The organism is Azospirillum sp. HJ39 (assembly GCF_041507355.1).
Taxonomy (GTDB): domain Bacteria; phylum Pseudomonadota; class Alphaproteobacteria; order Azospirillales; family Azospirillaceae; genus Azospirillum; species Azospirillum thiophilum.
Genome location: NZ_CP167912.1, coordinates 308678 through 322906, shown reverse-complemented (window position 1 = coordinate 322906; position 14229 = coordinate 308678). Strand labels below are relative to the sequence as shown.

The 14229-nt window shown below is 70.2% G+C and carries 14 protein-coding genes; 10 read left to right on the top strand and 4 right to left on the bottom strand.

The window, feature by feature from the left end; all coding sequences use genetic code 11:
• Positions 1 to 4: 4 nt before the first annotated feature.
• Positions 5 to 1438, bottom strand: coding sequence for an FAD-dependent oxidoreductase (locus ABMY26_RS29040; RefSeq protein WP_372399646.1), 1434 nt, complete (start codon positions 1436 to 1438; stop codon positions 5 to 7).
• A 49-nt stretch (positions 1439 to 1487) separates the two neighbouring features.
• Positions 1488 to 1718, bottom strand: a complete 231-nt coding sequence (locus ABMY26_RS29035) for a hypothetical protein (protein WP_045584192.1) — start codon at positions 1716 to 1718, stop codon at positions 1488 to 1490.
• A gap of 262 nt (positions 1719 to 1980) precedes the next feature.
• On the opposite strand from ABMY26_RS29035, the gene ABMY26_RS29030 reads away from it, so the two are divergent.
• A complete protein-coding gene (locus ABMY26_RS29030; RefSeq protein WP_372399645.1) occupies positions 1981 to 3213 on the top strand; it encodes an ABC transporter substrate-binding protein in 1233 nt (410 codons plus the stop codon).
• 44 nt (positions 3214 to 3257) lie between these two features.
• On the top strand, positions 3258 to 3617 hold the full coding sequence (locus ABMY26_RS29025; RefSeq protein ID WP_045584194.1) for an NIPSNAP family protein: 360 nt from the start codon (positions 3258 to 3260) through the stop codon (positions 3615 to 3617).
• Positions 3618 to 3672: 55 nt separating this feature from the next.
• Here ABMY26_RS29025 and ABMY26_RS29020 read toward each other — a convergent pair whose 3' ends face one another.
• Positions 3673 to 4731 carry a Gfo/Idh/MocA family protein gene (locus tag ABMY26_RS29020; protein WP_372399644.1) on the bottom strand — a complete coding sequence of 353 codons (1059 nt, stop codon included), beginning with the start codon at positions 4729 to 4731 and terminating at the stop codon, positions 3673 to 3675.
• 288 nt (positions 4732 to 5019) lie between these two features.
• On the opposite strand from ABMY26_RS29020, the gene ABMY26_RS29015 reads away from it, so the two are divergent.
• Together ABMY26_RS29015 and ABMY26_RS29010 are read left to right on the top strand one after the other, a co-directional pair.
• Entirely contained in the window at positions 5020 to 5583 is a 564-nt protein-coding gene (locus tag ABMY26_RS29015) for a MarR family winged helix-turn-helix transcriptional regulator (RefSeq protein WP_372399643.1), read from the top strand.
• 40 nt (positions 5584 to 5623) lie between these two features.
• Positions 5624 to 7390, top strand: a complete 1767-nt coding sequence (locus tag ABMY26_RS29010) for an FAD-binding protein (RefSeq protein ID WP_372399642.1) — start codon at positions 5624 to 5626, stop codon at positions 7388 to 7390.
• Between the two features lie 52 nt (positions 7391 to 7442).
• Here the strand turns inward: ABMY26_RS29010 and ABMY26_RS29005 are convergent, their stop codons facing one another.
• The gene (locus ABMY26_RS29005; protein WP_372399641.1) at positions 7443 to 8426 is read right to left on the bottom strand and encodes a 3-hydroxyacyl-CoA dehydrogenase family protein; all 984 of its coding nucleotides are present in this window, start codon (positions 8424 to 8426) and stop codon (positions 7443 to 7445) included.
• A gap of 370 nt (positions 8427 to 8796) precedes the next feature.
• Between ABMY26_RS29005 and ABMY26_RS29000 the strand changes: the two genes are divergently transcribed.
• The 6 genes from ABMY26_RS29000 to ABMY26_RS28975 all read left to right on the top strand — a co-directional run bounded on the left by ABMY26_RS29000 (position 8797) and on the right by ABMY26_RS28975 (position 14193).
• Positions 8797 to 9576, top strand: coding sequence for an SDR family NAD(P)-dependent oxidoreductase (locus ABMY26_RS29000; protein WP_372399640.1), 780 nt, complete (start codon positions 8797 to 8799; stop codon positions 9574 to 9576).
• A 24-nt stretch (positions 9577 to 9600) separates the two neighbouring features.
• Positions 9601 to 10461: a branched-chain amino acid ABC transporter permease gene (locus ABMY26_RS28995; protein WP_372399639.1), complete on the top strand. Its 861-nt coding sequence runs from the start codon at positions 9601 to 9603 to the stop codon at positions 10459 to 10461.
• Positions 10458 to 11483 carry a branched-chain amino acid ABC transporter permease gene (locus tag ABMY26_RS28990; RefSeq protein ID WP_372399638.1) on the top strand — a complete coding sequence of 342 codons (1026 nt, stop codon included), beginning with the start codon at positions 10458 to 10460 and terminating at the stop codon, positions 11481 to 11483. Before ABMY26_RS28995 ends, ABMY26_RS28990 begins: the two co-directional genes overlap by 4 nt.
• Positions 11480 to 12214 carry an ABC transporter ATP-binding protein gene (locus ABMY26_RS28985; protein WP_372399637.1) on the top strand — a complete coding sequence of 245 codons (735 nt, stop codon included), beginning with the start codon at positions 11480 to 11482 and terminating at the stop codon, positions 12212 to 12214. The genes ABMY26_RS28990 and ABMY26_RS28985 overlap by 4 nt, the downstream gene beginning before the upstream one ends.
• Positions 12211 to 12909, top strand: a complete 699-nt coding sequence (locus ABMY26_RS28980) for an ABC transporter ATP-binding protein (protein WP_372399636.1) — start codon at positions 12211 to 12213, stop codon at positions 12907 to 12909. The genes ABMY26_RS28985 and ABMY26_RS28980 overlap by 4 nt, the downstream gene beginning before the upstream one ends.
• 78 nt (positions 12910 to 12987) lie before the next feature.
• Positions 12988 to 14193, top strand: coding sequence for an ABC transporter substrate-binding protein (locus ABMY26_RS28975; RefSeq protein WP_372399635.1), 1206 nt, complete (start codon positions 12988 to 12990; stop codon positions 14191 to 14193).
• The last annotated feature ends 36 nt before the right edge of the window (positions 14194 to 14229 follow it).

Here is a 14229-nt window from a genome sequence, read left to right as displayed (position 1 = left end):
GGCCTCACCGCCCCACCCCGCCCCCGCCCCCGCCCCCGCCCTCGCCAAGCTCGGCGGCGGCGGTCTCGGCAGCCCGCAGGCCGGTGACCGACGATTTGGTCAGGCCGCCGACATAGCCGATGGCGTCGCCGCCCTCCAGCCCGCCGGTGGTCGCCCCGGCGGCGAACAGGCCGCCGATCGCCGTGCCGTCCTCGCGCCGGACCCGGCTGCGGTCGTCGATGGCGATGCCGCCCATGGTGTAGGTCATACCGGCGACCAGACGGATCGCCTGGAACGGCGCCTTGCGGACCGGGAAGGGGCGCGCGCGGCCGGTGCTGCGCGGCGGCGTGAGGCCGGCGGTGGCGCCGCCATCCACCGCGGCGTTGTAGGCGGCCACCGTCGCCGCCAGCCGGTCCGCCGGGATGCCGAGCTTTTCCGCCAGCCCCTCCAGCGTGTCGGCCTCGATGAGGGTGCCGCCGACGCGGGGCAGGTGCGGATTCGCCGGAATGATCGATTCGGTTCCCGGCCCGTCCCAGATCGGCCGGTCGAAGATCACAGTCGCCCCCAGCGGGTCGTCCAGTTTGGCGATCATGTTGGTGACATGGACGCCGCCGCGGCCCTCGTCGACGACGCGCGCGCCGCTCCGGTCCACCACCAGCCCGGCCATCACGATCTCGTCGAGCCAGGGGTAGGGCCAAAGCCTGTCATTGGTGAGCGCATCCTGGCACAGGATGTGGCCGTAGACATAAGGCGTCCCCCGCAGGGCCGCGCCGGCCTGGACGGCCATCCGCAGACCGTCGCCGCCGCCGGTGCCGGCGCCGCGCTGGCGCACGGCTTCGGGAACCGGCGAGACGAGGGTGCGCACCAGGTCCGGGTCGCCCTGGAAACCGCCGTCGGCGATGACCACCGCCCGGGCCTCCACCGTCAGCGTCCCGCCGTCCCGGTCGGCCCGCAGCCCGACGCAGCGGCCGTCCTCCATCGTCAGGTCGCGGGCACGCACGCCGCGGTGGATGCTGCCGCCGCGCTTTTCCAGGGCGGCGCCCAGCGTGCGCAGCAGCGTGTCGCCGCCCCTGCCCTCCCAGTTCAATCCCGGTTGCGGCAGGGCCGGCGGCGCCAGCACGGTGTCCTGCCAGTCGCGCGGCCCCGCCTTCATGAAGCGGATCCCCTGGCGGCGCAGCCAGTCGACGGCGCGCGGCGCCTCGGTCGCCAGCATCTCCACCAGGGATTCGTCGACGAAGCCGTCCGTTTCGCTGCGGATGGTGTCCTTCACCTCCTCCACCGGACGGTTCAGGCTGCGCATGCCGATGTGGAAGGCGCCGCCGGTGTAGCGGGAATTGCAGAGGTAGCGGTCCTCGGCCCCCTTCTCCAGCACGGCGACGGACAAGCCGAGTTCGGCGGCACGGTTCGCGGCCACCAGCCCGGCGATGCCGGCGCCGATGACGACCAGATCGGTTTTCATGCGGTCTCTTCCCTCCCGGATTTTGCGTCGCGGGCGTTCCGCCCGGCGGTTACTTCGGCAGCAGCATGTCGGAGATGATGGCGACCAGTTCCGCGAACGCCTTCATCACCAGGAACAGCAGCGGGGCGCTCAGCGCCAGGACCAGCGCGGCGCCGCCGCCCCAGCCGGACAGCAGCGCCACCGCCGCCACGAAGAGCGGCGCCAGCCCGGCGGCGACGGCCAGCCAAAGGCCGTACCGGACGACGAAGCGGACCGCCGGATAGTTCTGTTCTGGCGACATGGTCCCTGATCCCGAATTTGCGGTGGTTATGGCGGAGATGCCGGGCCGGCCGGGACATGCCGGGCGGCCGGCGGTTCGGCGACAAATGCCGCGCGCCTGATTGTTGACAGGCCATAATCGTGATGTACACTGATTATACGCATACTGTCAATATGCGGCGAGCGATCCCGGCCGGACGAATTCGGCCGGCGGCTCCGCCGGCCGGGCCCGTTGCCCCGCGCCGGCCACCATCCAAAAAAACACGAGCTTTGGGAGGACCATCATGAACACGCGCATCCCGGCACTTGCCCCGGCCCTGGGCTTCGGGCTGGCCCTGCTGGCCTGCGGCACCGCCCCTGCCGCCTCTGGCGCCTACACCGGCAATGTCGTCCGCATCGGCGTCCTCAACGACCAGTCGGGCCTCTATGCCGACATCATGGGACAGGGGTCGGCGACCGCAGCCCGCATGGCGGTGGAGGATTTCGGCGGCCGGATCGGCGACACGCCGGTCGAGGTGGTCGCCGCCGACAACCAGAACAAGCCGGACATCGGCGCCGCCATCGCGCGGCAATGGTACGACGTCCAGGGCGTCGACATGATCGCGGAGATCGCCAACTCCTCGGTCGCGCTGGCGGTGGTCGAGATCGCGCGCGACAAGAACAAGGTCGCCATCGTGTCCGGCTCCAACACCAACCGGCTGACCGGCGATTCCTGCACGCCCAACCATGTGCACTGGGCGTTCGACAACTACGCGCTGGCCAACGCAACCGCACGCGCGGTCGTCAAGCAGGGCGGAACCTCCTGGTTCTTCATCACCGCCGACTATGCCTTCGGCCACGACATGGAAAAGCAGGCCGGCGACATCGTGAAGCAGTCCGGCGGCACGGTGGTCGGTTCGGTCCGGGCGCCGCTGAACTCGGCCGATTTCGCCTCCTACCTGCTGCAGGCGCAGGGATCGGGCGCCAAGGTGATCGGGCTGGCGAACGCCACCGCCGACTTCACCAGCACGGTCAAGCAGGGCAAGGAGTTCGGCATCCTCGACGGCGGCCAGAGCTTCGCCGGCCTGACCGTGTATTTGACCGACATCGACGCGCTCGGGCTGGAGGCGGCGCAGGGGACCCTGCTCAGCGTGCCGTTCTATTGGGACCTGAACGACAGGACGCGCGCCTTCTCCAAGCGCTTCTTCGAGCGCCACGGCAAGATGCCGACCGCCTACCAGGCGTCGGTCTACTCGCAGGTGACGCATTACCTGAAGGCGGTCAAGTCGCTGGGCAGCGATGCCGACGGCCGGGCCGTCGTCGCCCGCATGAAGGAGTTGCCGACCGACGACGACGCCTATGGCCAGGGGTCGATCCGCGTCGACGGGCGCAAGCTGCACCCGATGTATCTCTTCCAGGTCAAGACGCCGCGGGAATCCAAGGGGCGCTGGGACTATTACAAGCTGGCCTCGACCATCCCGGCGGACGAGGCCTGGAAGCCGCTCGATCCGGCCTGCGCCCTCGTCGCGAAGCAATGACGGCGCCCCCCAGCATCCACACGGCATCGGACAGGGAGTTTCCAGTGGTTGTCGAAGAACGCACCTATGTCCTGCACACCGGCGTCAGCCTCGCCGACTATCTGCACATCTACGAGACGGAGGGGCTACCGGCACAAAAGCCGATCCTCGGCGGCTTCCTCGGCTATTTCGTGACCGAGTTCGGCACCCAGAACCAGCTCGTCCATCTCTGGGCCTACGCCGACCTGGAGGACCGGCGGGCACGGCGGGCGCAGCTGGCCGGGAACCCGCAATGGCAAGGCTGTCTGGCGAAGATCCGGCCGATGATCATGACCATGGAGAACCGGATCATGTATCCGACCTCCTTCTCGCCCATCCGCACGCTGCCGGTCACGACCGGGCAGCCGGACACCGCGCTGGCCTGAGCCGGCAGAAACGCCGGGGGGCTGCACGGCGATGCGCAGCCCCCACCCCGCCGGGTCATGCGTCCGTCAGTCGGACCGGGCGGCCGGTGGCCGCAGCCTCCTTCACCGCCAGGGTCGCGCGCAGGGTATCGGTGGCATCGGCGCCGCCGGCGACCGGCGCCTCTTCGCCGCGGATCACGCGGGCGAAATGGGCCAGCTGCAGGGCGTATGGGTTGCCGGGCTTCAGCGGCAATGCCGTCCGGGTGAAGGGGTCGAGCCAGCCGCGCCCGCCCTCGTAGCGCCAGAGTTCCAGCGTCGGCACCGTCAGCGATCCATGGGTGCCCGAAAAGAAATGGGTGGGGACATGCTGGCGGGCGAATTGCGGGCTTTCGCCGGTGGTCATGTCCCAGCTCCAGGGCGTGGCGGCGGCGTCAGACAGGCTGACGGTCGCCAGCGCCCCGCCGCGCAGCCGCAGCAGCACCGCGGCGGTGTCCTCCACCGCGAAGCCGCGCGTCCGGTTGGAGCTGGCCGCCTGCAGGCTCTCGATGTCGCCGCACAGGAAGCGCAGGGTGTCGATCTCGTGGATCAGGTTGATCAGGATCGGGCCGCCGCCCTCCTCCCGCCGCCATGCCGCGTCGAAATAGCCGTCGGGCTTGAGGAAGGTGTAGAGGATCGTCGCCGTCACCAGCGCGCCCAGATCGCCGCGCCCGATCACCTCGCGCGCCATCCGCAGGATCGGGTTGTGGCGGCGGTGGTGGCCGACCAGCAGCGGCACGCCGGCACGCTCCGCCGCAGCGGTCAGGCGCCGGGCCGCCTCCACCGTGTCGGCGATCGGCTTCTCCACCAGCACCGGGATGCCGCGCCCAATGCAGGCGATGGCAATCGGCGCATGGGTGGCGTTGGGGGTGGCGACGATGACGCCGTCCGGCAACTCGCCGGAGCTCAGCAGCGCTTCGATGTCGGCATGGTGCGTCACCCCGTGCCGGCCGGCGAGCGCGCGGGCCCCGTCGCCCGGATCGACGATGGCGCAGAGCCGGCAGGGGTGCCCATCCTGCCGGAGACTGGAGGACATGGCCTCGATGTGCGTCCTGCCGATGACGCCGGCACCGGCGACGGCGATGCGAAGGGGGGACATGCGGGGAACCTCGATGGGGGCCCGATGGCGGGCGGAATGGCGGCCAGACGATGGGCGGACCGGACCGGCATCGGACGTCCGGCGCATGCATCGCGAATATTGACAGCATACGTAATGTCAGCTTACATACTGATTGTGTCCTGTCAATATCGTTGGCGGAGCGGACGATGGCCCGGGCCTGCGCTCCGGATTGCGAAAGGATGCGGACGCGGGTCATGCGGGTTGTGCTACCGGCGGCTTCCGTATGGGAGTATCACCGCAACATGAACAGGATCGACAGGTGCGCGCATGGCCATGGATGAACTCTACGCAAAACCCGGACATCTTCTCCGGCGGGCCCAGCAGATTTCGACGGCGCTCTTCACCGAGGAATGCGCGGTCCATGATCTGACGTCGGTGCAATATGCGGCGCTGGTCGCCATCGACGAGACTCCGGGGGTCGACGCCACCCGGCTGTCGGGGCTGATCGCCTTCGACCGCTCGACGCTGGGCGGCGTCATCGAGCGGCTTGAGGCCAAGGACCTCATCTATCGCCGCCCGAGCGACGGGGACAAGCGGATCAAGCTGCTCTACCTGTCGCCGGCAGGCCGGGAGATGCTGGTCACCGTCACCGCGGCGGTCGAACGGGTGCAGGACCGCATCCTGGAACCCCTGCGGCCGGCCGACCGCAAGACCTTCATCCAGCTCCTGACCCAACTGGTCAACCTGCACAACGACACGCTGCCGTCGTCGCTGCGGCTGGTGGTCGACCGCGAGGCGGCTGCCGAGGATACGGGCGCACCGCCCGCCGCCGCCGACGGAACCACGAAACGCGGCAAGGCCGCAGCCGGTCGAAAGGTCAAGCGACGATAAGAACCTTCGACCGCGCGGGAGGAAACGGAGAGCATAGGGAATGGCACAAGCTACCGCGTGGGATGCCGAAGTCGATCTCCTGGTGGCCGGCGCCGGGCCGGGCGGCATGGCCGCCGCCCTCGTCGGCGCGCTGGAAGGCCTGGAGGTGATGGTCTGCGAGAAATCCACGCAGATCGGCGGCACCGCCGCCACCTCCGCCGGAACGCTCTGGATCCCCGGCAACACGCAGAACCGCCGCGCCGGCCACGACGACAGCCCGGCGCAGGCGGAGATCTACATGGACCGGCTGGTCGGCGGCACCAAGGGCCGCGACCTGCGCAGCGCCTATCTGGAGACCGGGCCGGCGGCAATCGATTATTACGACACCCGCACCGACGTCCAGTTCCTGCCCTGCGGCCGGCATCCGGACTATCGCCAGAACATGGAGGGGGCCGCGGTGACCGGACGGGCGATCGTCCCGAAACCGTTCGACGGCCGCCTGCTGGGCGAGGATTTCCGGCTGGTCCGCCCGCCCATCGGCGAGTTCATGATCTTCGGCGGCATGATGGTCGGCAAGGACGACATCCCCCGCCTTATCGGACGCTTCGGATCGGTGGCGAACTTCACCCATGCGGCGAAGCTGCTGCTGCGCTATCTGGCCGACCGGCGGAAATATCCGCGCGGCACGCGCATCGTCATGGGCAACGCGCTGGTGGCCCGTCTGTTCTACAGCCTGCGCAAGCGCAAGGTGCCGATCCGGCTCGACACCGCCATCCGCGAGATCCTGAGGGAGGACGGGCGGCAGGACGGCCGCGTCATCGGCGCCGTGGTGGAAAGCGGTGGCCGGACGCTGCGGGTGCGCACCCGCAAGGGGGTGGTGCTGGCGACCGGCGGCTTCGCCCACAACAGCGGGTTCCGCAAGGCCTTCATGCCGCAGCCGGTCCCCGTCCATTCGCTGGCCTGCGAGACCGACACCGGCGACGGGCTGACCCTGGCGCAGGCCGTCGGCGCGAAGATCGACGGCGACCAGCATCGCGGCGGCGCCTTCTGGACGCCGGTGTCGGTGACGCGCAGGACGGGGACATGGAGGGGGCTGTTCCCCCATCTGGCGCTCGACCGCGCCAAGCCCGGCCTGATCGCGGTGAATGCAGCCGGCCGACGGTTCGTGAACGAGGGCGCCTCCTACCACGACTTCGTGGAGGCGATGTTCGACTCGCACAAGCTGGTGCCGACCATGCCGGCCTGGCTGGTCTGCGATTCCGCCTTCGTCGCCCGGTACGGCCTCGGCGTGGTGCATCCCGGCACCCGCAATTTGGCGCCGCACGAGAAGAGCGGCTACCTGACCACCGCCCCGACGCTGGAGGCGCTCGCCCGCAAGATCGGCGTCGATCCGGCCGGGCTGGCCGACAGCGTGCGCCGCCACAACGGCTTCGCGCAGACCGGAAGCGACCTCGATTTCGGCAAGGGCGACAGCGAACTGAACCGCTTCAACGGCGATCCGGAGAACCGCCCCAACCCGTGCCTGAAGCCGATCGAGGCCGCCCCCTTCGTCGCCGTCGCGGTCTGGCCGGCGGAGATCGCCTGCAGCGCCGGGCTGGCGACGGACGCCGACGGACAGGTGCTCGGCGAGGGCGGCGACCCGATCCCGGGGCTCTACGCCTGCGGCAACGACATGGCCTCGATCATGGCCGGCACCTACCCCGGCCCGGGAACGACCCTCGGCCCGGCGCTGGTCTTCGCCTACCGGCTGGCCATGCATGCCGCCGGCAAGAGCGATGCCGCCGCCACGGCGGCGGTTGGCCGGGAGGAACGGGCGGCGGCGCGCTGACGCTGCCGGTCCGTATCCCTGGCCCTCGGGCCACTTTGCCGTTCGGCCGGCGTCAGTCCGGCGTCCGCTCCCCGTCCACAGGCCGGGCGGAGAGCGGACCCGGCGCGCGCAGCACCGCCAGCAATGCCTCGTTGCGCATGCGGACCAGCGCGTCGCGCCCGCCGACCGACGCCTCCAGCGCCTCGGCCCCGGCGACCAGCGCCCGCTTGCTCTCCGCATCGAAGACCGGGGTGCCGAGATCGTCCCACCAGGAGCGGATCGGGGCGTCGAACACCTCCAGGAAGCGGGCCAGCCCGCCCGCCCCGCCGCCCAGGTGATAGGACAATCCCTGCCCGAGAACCGCCCAGCGCGGTCCCGGCCCGGCGGCGATGGCGCGGTCGATGTCGCCGAGATCGCAGACGCCCTGCTCCACCAGATAGACCGCTTCGCGCCACAGCGCCGCCACCAGCCGGGTCGCCAGATGGCCGGCGATCTCGCGTCGCAGGACCACCGGCACCTTGCCGACGGCAAGATAGACCGCTTCGGCCGCCGCCACCGCCTCGGGCGCCGTCTGCCGGCCCGGCACGATCTCGACCAGCGGCAGCAGGTGCGGCGGGTTGAAGGGATGGCCGATCAGGATCCGTTCGGGATGACGGGCGCCCTCCTGCAGATCGCTCGGCATCAGGCCGGAGGTGCTCGACGCGATCAGGGTTCCGGGCGGCACCACCGCCTCGACGGCGGCGTAGATCCCGCGTTTGGCGGCCAGGGATTCCGGCCCGTTCTCCTGGACCAGATCGACGCCGGCCAGCGCCTCCCAGTCGCCGCCGGCAGCGGTCAGCCGGTCCCAATGGGCGCGTGGGTCGCCGACGCCGAGCGCCACCAGGTCGCCGGCCACCGCCTCGATGGCGGGACCCAGGCGGGCCATCGCCTGCGGGTCGGCGTCGACGACCGTCACGCGCCGTCCGGTCGCAAGGAAAAGGGCGGCCCAGCCCGATCCGATGGTGCCGGCCCCGACGATGCCGATCGACGCGGCGTCATGGCTGAACGCGCGGTGCATGGCGGACTCCTCTGATTTCATGGGGTGAACGGGGAGAGCCTAAGCCGCGCGGTGTCGATCCGTCGCATTGACAATTCGTGATGCCGATCTTCCAAAAAGCCAATTGACAGTACACTTACTGACAGATAGCTTTCTGACAGCATACTCACAAAACGGCTGCGCCATGGCGCGGCGGCCGGCGCATCGCCGAACACGGCGGGCGGTCTTCCAGAGACGTCTTTCACGGACAAGCGGACAGCCGGGGACGCGGCGGGGGCAAAGAACGCCCTTCACCGGGCAGGGCCGGCCGGCGCGGCGAAATGGCCGACGCCGGCGGCGTGCCCTGCCCCTTGCGCGAAGCTCCGCGAGAAAAAGGAGGGAAAGGGACGCCATGACGGTTCCACAGCATTCTATTCCACCCGCTTCGACCCCGTTCGACCTGACGGGCAAGCGCGTGCTCATCACCGGGGCGGCCGGCGGCATCGGCTCGGCCACGGCCAGGGCCTGCGCCACGCTGGGCGCCGAGCTGGTGCTGACCGACATCCGCGACTGCTCGGCCCTGGCGGCTGAGCTGGCGCCAGCCGGCGCCGGGGCGACCGCCCCCAGGGCAACCGCCCATGTCTGCGACGTCCGCGACCGCGGTGCCATCGACGCGCTGGCCGAAACCGTCGGCGGCGTCGACGCGTTGGTGCTGAACGCCGGGGCAATCGCCTTCGACGACTGGGATGCGCTGGAGTGGGAGGAGTCCTTCCACGAGATCATCCACGTCAACCTGCTGGCGCCGATGCAGTTCGCCCGCGCCTTCCTGCCCGGCATGCGGACGCGCGGCGGCGCGCGGATCGTGCTGGTCGGCTCGGTCGCCGGCTGGACCGGCGGCACTATGTCGACCACCGGCGCGCATTACGTCGTCTCCAAGGGCGGGGTCCACGCCTTCACCCGCTGGCTGGCCCGCCGGGCCGCGCCCGATGTCGGCGTCAATGCGGTCGCCCCCAGCGCCACCGCGACGGCGATGATCGCCGGACAGCCGTCCCCGGCGGTGGCGGCGCAGCTGGTGCCGCGCGTGGCCGCGCCGGACGAGATCGCCTGGCCGATCGCCTTCCTCTGTTCGCCCGCCGCCTCCTTCCTCAGCGGGGTGGTCCTGGACATCAACGGCGGCGCCTACCTGCGCTGACCGGCATCGAAGGGAGCCCCCAAGATGGCGAACGCATTGCTGATCCAGATTCTCAACGGCCTCGTCTATGGGGGCCTGCTCTTCATCGTGTCGGTCGGGCTGGTGCTGATCTTCGGGCTGCGGCGGGTGGTGAATTTCGCCCATGGCAGCCTGTTCATGATCGGCGCCTATGTCGGCTTCAGCATCGCCACCGTCGCCGGCTTCTGGGCCGGGGTCGCCGGGGCCGCGGTGGTGCTGGCGGCGGCCGGCGTGCTGCTCGACGTGTCGGTGTTCCGGCCGCTGCGCCGCCAGGACCCGATCGCCACCGTGCTGGTCACCTTCGGGCTGCTGCTGATCCTGGAGGATCTCGCCCACACCGTGTGGGGCAAGGAGACCCGGTCCCTGCCCCTGCCGGAGATGCTGGCCGGCAGCGTCGAGATCCTGGGCGAGCCCTTCCCGGCCTATCGCCTGCTGGTGATCGCCGTCGCGGCGGCGGTCGGCATCGCGCTGGCCCTCTGGCTGCGCTTCAGCCGGATCGGGCTGTTCGTCCGCGCCTCCAGCGTCGATCCGGTGACGACGGCGGTGCAGGGGGTCGACACCGACCGGGTGAGCGCGCTGGTGGTCGCCATCGGCACCGGGCTGGCCGGCCTGTCGGGCACCATCGCCGCCCCGCTGCTGGCGCTGTCGCCGTCGATGGGCGGGTCGATCCTGATCGAATCCTTCATCGTCGTGGTGGTGGGCGGCCTCGGCAGCTTTTCCGGCGCGCTGATCGCGGCGCTCGCCATCGGCCAGATCCACAATCTCGGCATCATCTACGTCCCCTGGGCGGCGACGATGGTGCCCTTCCTCCTGATGGTCGCGGTCCTGGTGTGGCGGCCGACCGGATTCGCAGGGAGCCACGTATGAGCCGCGCAACCATGAACATGACCGCCGGCCGCATCGACGCGCCCCGCCTGTCGCATCTCTCCTGGATCCTGCTGGCCGTCGCGCTGGCCGCCGGCTTCGGCCTTCCGGGCGTGGTCGGCTCTGTGCTGGTGCTGACGCTGCTGACGCAGGCGGTGATCGGCGGGATGCTGGCGGTCGGCGTCGGCTTCCTGATCCGCCAGAACGGCGTCGTCAGCTTCGGCCATGCCGCCTGGTACGGGGTGTCGGCCTACTGCCTCGGCCTGCTGCTGCGCCACGGGGTGCTGCCGGTGGAGCTGGCGCTGGTGCTGGCGCTCGCCGTGCCGACGCTGACCGCCTTCCTGCTCGGGCTGGCGATCGTGCGGGTTCCGGGCGTCGCCTTCTCGATGCTGACGCTGGCGGTGGGACAGGCCTTCCACGAGTTCGCGATGAAGGCGCAGGGGCTGACCAACGGCGACGACGGCTTCGCCATCCCGCTGCCCGACAGCCTGTTCGGCCTGCCGATCTCCACCGTGCAGCAGCCCGACACGATGTTCGTCCTGTGCTGGACGCTGCTGGCGCTGGTGATCTTCGGCCTCTACGTCACCGTGCGCAGCCCCTTCGGCCGGCTGACCGAGGCGATCCGCGAGAACGAGGAGCGCGCCCGCTTCATCGGCTACAAGACGGTGCTGCCGCGTGCCGCGACCTATGCCATCTCGGCCTTCGTGGCGGCGCTGGCCGGGCTTCTCTTCGCGCTCTACAACGGCTTCGTCTCGCCCGAGGTGCTGCACTGGAGCCTGTCCGGCTCGGCGCTGATCATGGCGGTCATCGGCGGCTCGCGGCTGCTGTGGGGACCGGCGTTGGGGGCGGTGATCTTCTTCTTCCTCAAGGATCTGGCCGGGAACCTGACCGAGCATTGGCCGGCGATGATCGGCGTCACCGTGATCGTCGTCACCGTGCTGATGCCGGCCGGCATCGCCGGAACCATCGCCGCAACCCTGGCCGAACTGACCGGGCGCCTGCGCCGGGCGGGAGGCCGGGCATGAGCAGGAGCATGAACACCTCCGCGAACGGCGCCTACGCCATCGAGGGGACCGCGCTGACCAGGCCCTATGGCGGCTTCTTCGCGGTGAACAAGGTCGACATCGCGGTGCCGCACGGCGAGATCCGCGGCCTGATCGGTCCGAACGGCGCCGGCAAATCGACGCTGATCGACGTTTTGTCGGGACGGGCCGCGGTGTGGTCGGGACAGGTCAGGATGGACGGCCGCGACATCGGCGCGATGAGCGTGCAGGAGCGCCGCCGCCACGGCATGGCCCGCTCCTTCCAGAAGACCAACATCTTCCCCGAGCTGTCGGTGCGCGAGCAGCTCGACCTCGCCGCCCGGCAGGCCGAGAAGCCCAACGTCGGGGAGGTGATGGACGAGCTGGGCCTGGCCGGGCTGGGGGATGCCAAGGCGTGCGACATCGCCTATGGCGAGCAGCGCCGGCTCGACCTGGCGCTGGCGCTGATCGGCAGGCCGCGCGTGCTGCTGCTGGACGAGCCGGCGGCCGGGCTGTCGATGCGGGAATCGCTGAACCTCGCCACCCTGCTGCGCGATCTGGCGCAGCGCTGGAAGGTCACCGTCCTGATCGTCGAGCACGACATGGAGGTCGTCTTCTCCATCTGCGACCGCATCACCGTCCTCCAGCTGGGCCGAATCCTGGCGGAGGGCACGCCGGACGAGATCCGCCACTCGGCGGACGTCGTCACCGCCTATCTCGGGAGCGCCGCATGAGCGAACTTCTGGCCTTCCGCGACGTCGTCGCCGGCTATGGCGGCGCCCGCATCCTGCACGACCTGGATTTCCGCATCGATGCCGGCGAGCGGGTCGCCGTGCTGGGGCGCAACGGGGTCGGCAAGACGACCATCGTCAACGCCTTCCTCGGCATCGCCCGGCGCATGCAGGGGGAAATCCGGCTGGCGGGCAAGGCGGTGGGCGACATCCGCCATTTCACCGCGGCGCGGGCCGGCATCTCGGTGGTGCCGCAGGGGCGCTGCATCATCCCCAACCTGACGGTGCGGGAGAACCTGATCCTGGGCGCCGCCGTCCGCCGCAAGGGGGCGTGGACCATCGAGCGGATCTTCGACATGTTCCCGATCCTGCGCGAGCGGGCCGACACGCCGGGGACGGCGCTGTCCGGCGGCCAGCAGCAGATGCTGGCGATCGGCCGCGCCCTGATGGCGAACCCGCACCTGCTGGTGCTGGACGAGCCCAGCGAGGGGCTGGCCCCGGTGATCGTCGACGAGCTGGCCGACACCCTGCGCCACGTCGCCGACGGCGGCACCGGCCTGCTGATCATCGAGCAGAACCACAGCCTCGTCCACCGGGTGGCCGAACGCTACTACGTGCTGTCCAAGGGCGAGGTGGCGGAACAGGGCGCGATGGCCGCCCTGACCAAGGAAAGCCTGAAGAAGCACATCGCGGTGTGATGCTTTCTCCCCCTCTCCCCAGGGGGGAGAGGGGGAGAAAGGCGGGAGAGGGGAAAAAACAAAATCATGGAGGAAACGATGACCAGGACCGACAGCCTTAGGCTCCGCACGCTCGGCGCCGCCAGCGCGCTCGCCCTCGCCTTTTCCGGTGCCGCCCATGCCCAGGAGGCGCTTAAGATCGGCGTGCCGACCGCCATGTCCGGCACCTATGCCGACCTCGGCAACCAGGCCAAGCGCGCGGTCGAGTTCGCCGTTGCAGAGGCCAACGCCAAGGGCGGCATCGCCGGCCACAAGGTCGAGATCAAGATCCTCGACACCGAGGCCAAGCCCGATCTCGCCCGCAAGCAGTCCGAACGGCTGGCGCTGGAGGGCTACAAGGTGCTGACCGGCGTCATCGCGTCGGGCGAGGCGCTGGCCATTGCGCCGATGCTCGACCGCTGGGACGCGCTTTATGTCGCCACCGTGACCAAGAGCGACAAGATCACCGGCGACAGCTGCGTCCGCCGCGCCTTCCGCGTCAACCACCAGGACGCGCAGGACGCGGCGGTCGTCAAGCCCTGGCTGGCCGGGCGCAAGGAACAGAAATGGGCGGTCATCGGCATGGACGGCGCCTGGGGCCGCGGGTCGGGCGCCGGCTTCAAGGAGGCCGCCGCCGCCCACGGCAAGACGGTCGTCGCCGAGCTCTACCCGCCGCTCGGCGCCACCGACTACGCCGCCTACATCCAGCAGATCAAGGCGTCGGGCGCCGAAGGGCTGTGGGTGGCGCTGGCCGGGCGCGATGCCGTCAGCTTCGCCACCCAGGCCCAGCAGTTCGGCCTGCTCGACAGCGTCTTCACCGCCGGGGTCAGCTTCGTCACCGACAACACGGTGCAGGCGATGGGCGAGACCGCCAAGGGCATCCACGGCATCATCAACTACAGCTCGACCCTCGACACGCCGGAAAACAGGAGCTTCGCCGCCGCCTGGGCCAAGCACTTCAACGGCGACCAGCCGTCGAACTTCGAGGGCGAGACCTATCTCGGCATGCAGGTCATCTTCCAGGCGGTCGAGAAGGCCAGGAGCGTCAAGCCGCTCGACATCGCCCGCGCGATGAGCGGCGGCAGCTTCGACACCATCCTCGGCAGGCTGGCCTTCCGGCCCGAGGACAACCAGCTGGTCCTGCCCAACTACTTCGGCCATGTCGCCGAGGCCGGCGGCAAGCTGCGCCCGGTGGTGACGATGTCCTTCCCGGCCGATCAGGCGACCCCGCCCCCGTCGGGCGCCTGCAAGCTGGCGAAGCTCTGATCGCCACCCCCTTGCCACCATCAGCGGAAGGAGCCG